This window comes from Embleya sp. NPDC005971, from assembly GCF_040629175.1.
Classification (GTDB): domain Bacteria; phylum Actinomycetota; class Actinomycetes; order Streptomycetales; family Streptomycetaceae; genus Embleya.
In genome coordinates this window covers 1-5,704 of the sequence record NZ_JBEXUX010000145.1, presented here as the reverse complement: position 1 = coordinate 5,704, position 5,704 = coordinate 1, and the positions used below count along the sequence as shown (strand labels likewise).

The following is a 5,704-nucleotide window of genomic DNA, read 5'->3' as shown; positions in this document are numbered from 1 at the left end:
CGGCGCCGAATCGAGCACCGCCGTGCAGATCGTCGTCGACTTCGACCGGCACACCCTCGCCTACAGCAGCGCCGGGCACCCGCCCGCGGCCCTGGCCCACCCGGACGGCACCGTCGAGTTCCTCACCGGGGCCACCGACCCGCCGCTCGGTGCCCGCCCCGAACACATCCCGCGCCCCCAGGCCACCACCGGGTTCGTCGACGGCGCCACCCTGGTCCTGTACACCGACGGACTGATCGAACGCCGCCACGAGGACATCGACGACGGCATGGAGCGGCTCGCCCGCTGCCTGGCCCGCCACCGCGGCGCCGAACCCGAAGTCCTCGCCGACAGCCTGCTGGCCGAACTGATCCCCTCCGGCGGCAACACCGACGACACCGCCCTGGTCGTCGTCCGCCTCTAGCCGGAGAACGCGGACGTTGCGGCAACCGTCCGAATGGTGCGATCCGTCCACGACCGGTCGCGGGAGGACGGGTCGGCCACAGCGCGCGGGTACGCGGCCGAACAGGCCACGGCGACCTACGCGTCCCGCTGGAAGCCATCGGCCACGAACCGCCACCGGCACCGGCCACCCCGTCGGGGCGTGGATCGGCGAGCAGCGCAGGGCGTGGTCGGTCGGGGCGATCAGTGCCTGAACTGCTCGAGGCGTTGGGGATGGTGTGGAACGCCGAGGATGCGGCGTTCGAGGACGGATTGGCGATGTGTCGGGCGTACTTCGCCGTGCACGGGCACCTGGCGGCGCCCAAGTCGGCGGCGGTCGACAACTATCCCGTGGGGCAGTTCCTCGCGAACTGCCGCCGCCCGCTGGAGTCGCCCAGGAACCCCGGCCGGTGGGCGCGGCGGTGGGCGCGGTTGGCCGACATCGATGCGGACTGGAACCCGGCCGGGCGCGCCGATCCGGCCGGGCGGTGGTCGTTGGAGTGGCAGCGGATGCTGGCGGTGGTGCGGCTGCATGTCGAGGGCGGCGGGTCGCTCGGGGCGTTGGTGCCCGGCTACACCGCCGGTGGTGAGGACGTGGGGGCGTGGCTGGAGCGGCAGCGGCGCGGCCGACCTGACGCCCGCGCAGCGGGAGGCGTTGGCCAAGGTGGGCGTCGACGCGGCGGTGGTGGTGGTGCCGGAGCGGCGGGCGGCGGCGGTGGACCGGTGGGTGCTGACGCTGGCCGCGGCGGCGTTCCGGGAGCGTGAGGGGCACCTGACGGCGCCGCGCAAGCACGTCGAGTCGGTCGAGGTCGACGGCGTGACGCACGGCGTGAAGCTCGGTGTCGCGTTGGCCAACGCTCGGCAGCGACAAGCGACGTGGCCGGCGGAGCGAATCGAGGCGTTGACCGTGCTCGGGATACGGTGGGCCTGATCCGTCGCGCTCGGTCGGCCCAGCGGAGGTCTTCTGGTGCCGGGGCGCGGGAAGGGTCGTGCGTGTCGGACCCCTTTCTACGAAGGTAGGACACATGTCGACATCTCGTGACATCGAGTTCGGTGCGCTCACCCTGAGGTTCACCACGGACGACGGTGTTCCGGACGGGTGGTACTGGTTGGCCCACAGGGACGGGGCGGGTGATGCCTGGCGGGTGCTGGTTCGTGGCACCGACCCGACGGACGACATGGTGCGTCCCCCCGTCGATTGGCAACCTCTGGTACTAGGCCAGAGTTTTGTGGTGGACACTTGGCGGCCCGTGCCTCCCGCCGGATACAAGATCTTCTCCGATGTGACCATCCGCACCAAAAAGAATCCTCGGGACGACCCCACGTTCTTCCAACGTTTCGGATGTGTGAGGGAAGCGCCGGTCAAGGGGTTCTCGTACGTGCACAAGGCCGACGTGGTCGGCCCGGTGGTCTGGCGGATCGTCGCTCCCGACTACTGGTACGGCACCAACGGCATCCGCATGCGCCCGTCCCAGTTCGGCGGGTTCTGTGAGTCCAAGGACAAGCCGGTGGACCAGCCCCCGATGCACGTGCTGAATCTGCCGATCGCGGTCGCGCCCGGTCCGGCTCCCCAGCAGCCCCGGATGGACGGTTACGAGCAGCCGGTCACCGACACCGACTGGGTGAGGGCACGGGCCATCGTCGTGCCGTTCCCGGGCGTCAAGGACGCGGAGAAGACCACGTCGTGGCGGGTCGAGCATTCGCCGACGTACACGCTGTTGCGTGAGGCGCGCTACCACCTGGAGAAGTTCGTCAACAACAGGAACGACGACGAGAGGCAGTCCGTGGGCTACAGCGTCTCGACGGGGATCAGCACGTCCAAGTCGGATTCCTGGCACGTCACGGCGGGCGTGTCGGTCACCGCGAAGACGGGTCTGAGCATCGGCATCGAGAGCGAGATCAGCGCGACCGTGTCGGTCGAGGCGGGCTACTCCTCGGCCACGAACGTGACCGAGATGCAGGAACGCGTCGACTCCGCGCAGCTGGTGGTCCCCGCCCGCCACTCCGGCGCCGTGTACTCGGTCGGGCACCGACTCAAGGCGCTGCGGGAGGACGGCACTCCCGTGGGCGGCCAGAACGCCTCTTTGGACTTCACCCCCCAACAGAGCTACTACTTCGTCGGGTACCCCTTGAGCGCGAACGAGGCGACCGACGTCGGCACCCTCTCCCGCAACGCCACCCGCGACGCGGAACTCGAGGCGCTCCTGGACCGGATCAGCCCCGAGCTCGCCGACTGAACCACCCCCTGGGAGACGAGAGCGTCGCCGCCCGAGCGCCGCCCGAGCGTCGTCGGGCGCGGCTCGGGACGGGCGGCGCGCCGGTGATCGGTCGAATCCGGTCGCGGGGCGGGAGGGCGTTCTTCGGATCGTCCCCACGATCTCCCGCAACCTCTCGGGCTGCTACGACGACGGTTCTCCCCTCGTCGTCGACGACGACACCGACAAGGTCGCCGGGATCCACGACCTGTCGGGCTGCGCGGGGCCCTCATGGTCGACGTGGTGGGTCCGGGCGAGACCGAGACGTTCACATTCGGCATGGGCCCGAGGATCGCCTGACCCCGCCTTCCGCGCGGGCACGGCACCGGAGCCCGGAGCGAGGTCGCCGAGGTCGCCGAGCCCGTCGTGGGACCACGGGGTGGGCGCCTCGGCGACCACCACCGCCGCCGCCACCGGCCCGGGACCCGAACGTGTCGGCTCCGAAGACCTTCGCGAGGTCGGACACGGTCACCGGGAGGGGCGGTCGCGAGCCGGGCCGATACGGATGACGCCGCGCGAGGCGCGAAGCGCGGATCGGCGCCCCCGCCGCCCGGCCGGCGCCCCCGTCGCTCGACGGCGGGATCAGGAGTCGAAGCGCACGCTCCCGTAGATCCCGAGTCCTCCCACGTCTCCCGCGGGGATGTCCGTCGCGGCGCCCTTGCAGCCGGCGGCGGGGAAGGTGTGCGCGGTGGCGTCGGTGTCGTTGTGCGCGACGGAGAAGGAGCCCGGGGCGAGGTCGTAGCACGTGCCGGCCTTCGGGTTCTCGACGGCCGGTCCTCCGGACGTGTCCTCGATGGGCTGTGTCCAGAACACACCGGTCGCGGCGTGGGCGGGGACGGCGAGGCCGAGCAGGGCCGCGCCCAGGGCGGCGGCGACGACGATCGAGCGGACACGCACGACAGGCTCCCGGGGGTCGGGACTACGGGGGGAACGGACGAGGCGATCACACACCGGGACCGCCCGTGAACGGAGGGATTGACCCGTTCACGGGCGTGGCCCCGCCCGTACCCCGAATTCCCGGCCGCCGCCGGCAGCGGCGGCGGCCGGTTCCGGGTGCGACCTACTCAGTACGTGCCGGCGTACGAGGAGCGGGAGATCGAGTCGATGTCGATGCCCGCGCCCGCCGAACCCGCCCCCAGGGACAGGGCCAGGAACGCGGCGGTGATCGAGGTCAGGGCGAGCGCGGCGAGTCGACGACGCATTCGCGGGAGGAGACGAGGGCGACGCGCCCGGGACCGCGACGGCGTCACGGCGTCCGCGTCGTGCGACCCATCGAACAACACCCTCCCGCGCAGGTGACCGGATTCGACCGATCCCCGGCGCGCCGACCCGTCCCCGGGGACCGGCGGTCGACCTCGATCGCGGTGCGGGTCGCGATCCCGCTCGTGGCGGCGACACTGGTCCCGGCGGACATCACCACTGCGGACACCACGAACGGGACGAGCACCACGAGACGACGAGAGGTGACAGGAGTCCTGCACCGGGAACGACACGGGGATCCACCCGGCCCGTTGAAGAACACTCCCCGCCGCACGCGCCGGATTCACCCGATCCCCGGCGCGCCGACGCGCCGCATCGTGGGCATCGGCGGTTCGGCCACAGGAGTGGTCGATCGCCGCGTTCGGGTTGAACCCCCGGCCGCCTCTCATGTTCCGCCGAGGCGGAGGTGAAATCGAGGACCGCGGAGACGGGGTCGCCCTCTCCGCCCGGTTGCGATCCTCTGGAGGTAGATCATGGTGCGTCGTCGACTTGCGGGTGCGCTGGTGACACTGGTGACGACGGGAGCGCTGGTGGGCACGCTGCCCGGCGCGGCCCTCGCGGCACAGGGAGTGCTGACGGTCGGCGGGAGCAAGTACTCCAACCCCGGCCCGGGGTGCTACCAGGGCAATCTCTGGCCGCTGACGGTGATCAACGAGACCGACACGACGGTCCTGGCCTTCGACGGCCGCAACTGTGACGGCAACCTCCTCGGCGCCGTCGGCGCGGGGGACAGCGCCGTGTACGAGCTCGGGAACAGCGTCCTCGTTCTGGCATGACCACCGGGGCCGCGGCCCCGGGGCGGTACCGGACCTTCGTCCGAACCCCGGGCTGCGGTCAGCCGGGCAGCGGCGGGTGACACGGCCGGCGGAGCGGGTCGAGGTGTTGACCGTGCTGGGGATGCGGTGGGCCTGATCCGTCGATCGGGGTGGCTGCTCGGCGACGCCGGCCGGCGACACCGAACTGGCCGGCGTCGTGCTCCTGGTGGTGCTCGCCGACGTCGGTCGGTTCACGGTTTTGCCGGTTCGGCGGTGCGCGACGGGGATTCGGTAGCCGTCACGCGGCCACACAGGGCCCCGCAGGGCCGTGTTCGGGGGTGTGCCGGACGGCGCGTGGGCCTCTCCTCGTTGTCTCCGGCCGCGCTGTGGACCTTCCAGCCGTCCCGAGAACCTCACAACTCCCCCCGCGGGTTCGTCGAGTCGTGCTCGGAACTCTTGAGGTGATGATGTGATTACTTGTTGTCATGGGAAGATCGCCGTAGGTCGACAGGGCGTCGGCCGGCGAGGGGGTACGGAACAGGTCGGACGAGCAGGCATACGAGGCAACCGACCTGGGTGCCGTCCAGGGAACCGAGGGCGGCCCCGCGTCGCCCGGTTTGGAAGGCGTCCCCGTCACCGAGGTCAAGCCCGAGGAAATCGGCGTGCTGAGCCTGCGCTACGTGGACGGTCAGCCCCAGCTCGTCGTCAGTGGCGGGAAGGCCATCCCCTCGGGCCTGGCGGTCGTCGACGCGGCCGGGAACGCAGTGGCGGCGTACTCGGTGGGGCCGATCCTCGAAGCACGGCAGCGGCAGATCATCGGGTATGTCACCCAGTACGACGGCTGGAAGGATATCCCCGGCCTCGTACCGAGCACGTCGTATACGTACTGATCAGCCTGTGAGCAGGTCAGACAGACGCTCCGGCTCGCACGGCGAGTTCCAGGAACACAGACGCCGGCAACAACACCGTGTCCTGGACGGCGTGATCGGCCAGCCACGGGTGCGAACGCACCGA

The 5,704-nt window shown here is 71.1% G+C and carries 8 protein-coding genes and 1 pseudogene; 6 read left to right on the top strand and 3 right to left on the bottom strand.

From position 1 onward, the window contains the following. From ABZ374_RS47805 to ABZ374_RS47790, 4 genes and pseudogenes are all read left to right on the top strand, one after another. On the top strand, positions 1-403 hold a 403-nt coding region (locus tag ABZ374_RS47805; protein WP_360324921.1), incomplete at its 5' end, for a PP2C family protein-serine/threonine phosphatase. Between the two features lie 251 nt (positions 404-654). Next, positions 655-798, top strand: a pseudogene (locus ABZ374_RS47800) (helicase associated domain-containing protein); the annotation flags it as partial. 208 nt (positions 799-1,006) lie between these two features. Further along, positions 1,007-1,351 (top strand): hypothetical protein, encoded by a 345-nt coding sequence (locus tag ABZ374_RS47795; protein ID WP_360324926.1) that lies wholly within the window; start codon positions 1,007-1,009, stop codon positions 1,349-1,351. 94 nt (positions 1,352-1,445) lie between these two features. Beyond that, positions 1,446-2,657, top strand: a complete 1,212-nt coding sequence (locus ABZ374_RS47790; RefSeq protein ID WP_360324918.1) for an ETX/MTX2 family pore-forming toxin — start codon at positions 1,446-1,448, stop codon at positions 2,655-2,657. 600 nt (positions 2,658-3,257) lie between these two features. Here the strand turns inward: ABZ374_RS47790 and ABZ374_RS47785 are convergent. Both ABZ374_RS47785 and ABZ374_RS47780 read right to left on the bottom strand, forming a co-directional pair. Continuing rightward, a complete protein-coding gene (locus ABZ374_RS47785) occupies positions 3,258-3,572 on the bottom strand; it encodes a hypothetical protein (RefSeq protein WP_360324915.1) in 315 nt (104 codons plus the stop codon). A 167-nt stretch (positions 3,573-3,739) separates the two neighbouring features. Further along, positions 3,740-3,877 carry a hypothetical protein gene (locus ABZ374_RS47780; protein ID WP_360324912.1) on the bottom strand — a complete coding sequence of 46 codons (138 nt, stop codon included), beginning with the start codon at positions 3,875-3,877 and terminating at the stop codon, positions 3,740-3,742. Positions 3,878-4,408: 531 nt separating this feature from the next. On the opposite strand from ABZ374_RS47780, the gene ABZ374_RS47775 reads away from it, so the two are divergent. Both ABZ374_RS47775 and ABZ374_RS47770 read left to right on the top strand, forming a co-directional pair. Beyond that, positions 4,409-4,711: a hypothetical protein gene (locus tag ABZ374_RS47775; protein ID WP_360324909.1), complete on the top strand. Its 303-nt coding sequence runs from the start codon at positions 4,409-4,411 to the stop codon at positions 4,709-4,711. 596 nt (positions 4,712-5,307) lie between these two features. Beyond that, positions 5,308-5,580, top strand: coding sequence for a hypothetical protein (locus ABZ374_RS47770; protein ID WP_360324907.1), 273 nt, complete (start codon positions 5,308-5,310; stop codon positions 5,578-5,580). A 16-nt stretch (positions 5,581-5,596) separates the two neighbouring features. Here the strand turns inward: ABZ374_RS47770 and ABZ374_RS47765 are convergent, their stop codons facing one another. After that, complete coding sequence (locus ABZ374_RS47765; protein ID WP_360324923.1) at positions 5,597-5,701, bottom strand: hypothetical protein; 105 nt, start codon at positions 5,699-5,701, stop codon at positions 5,597-5,599. Positions 5,702-5,704 lie beyond the last annotated feature (3 nt).

Bases quoted from the DNA above. Each gene is read 5' to 3' on its own strand.
- ABZ374_RS47780 (WP_360324912.1), bottom strand. From the start codon at position 3,877: ATGCGTCGTCGACTCGCCGCGCTCGCCCTGACCTCGATCACCGCCGCG.
- ABZ374_RS47775 (WP_360324909.1), top strand. From the start codon at position 4,409: ATGGTGCGTCGTCGACTTGCGGGTGCGCTGGTGACACTGGTGACGACG.
- ABZ374_RS47790 (WP_360324918.1), top strand. From the start codon at position 1,446: ATGTCGACATCTCGTGACATCGAGTTCGGTGCGCTCACCCTGAGGTTC.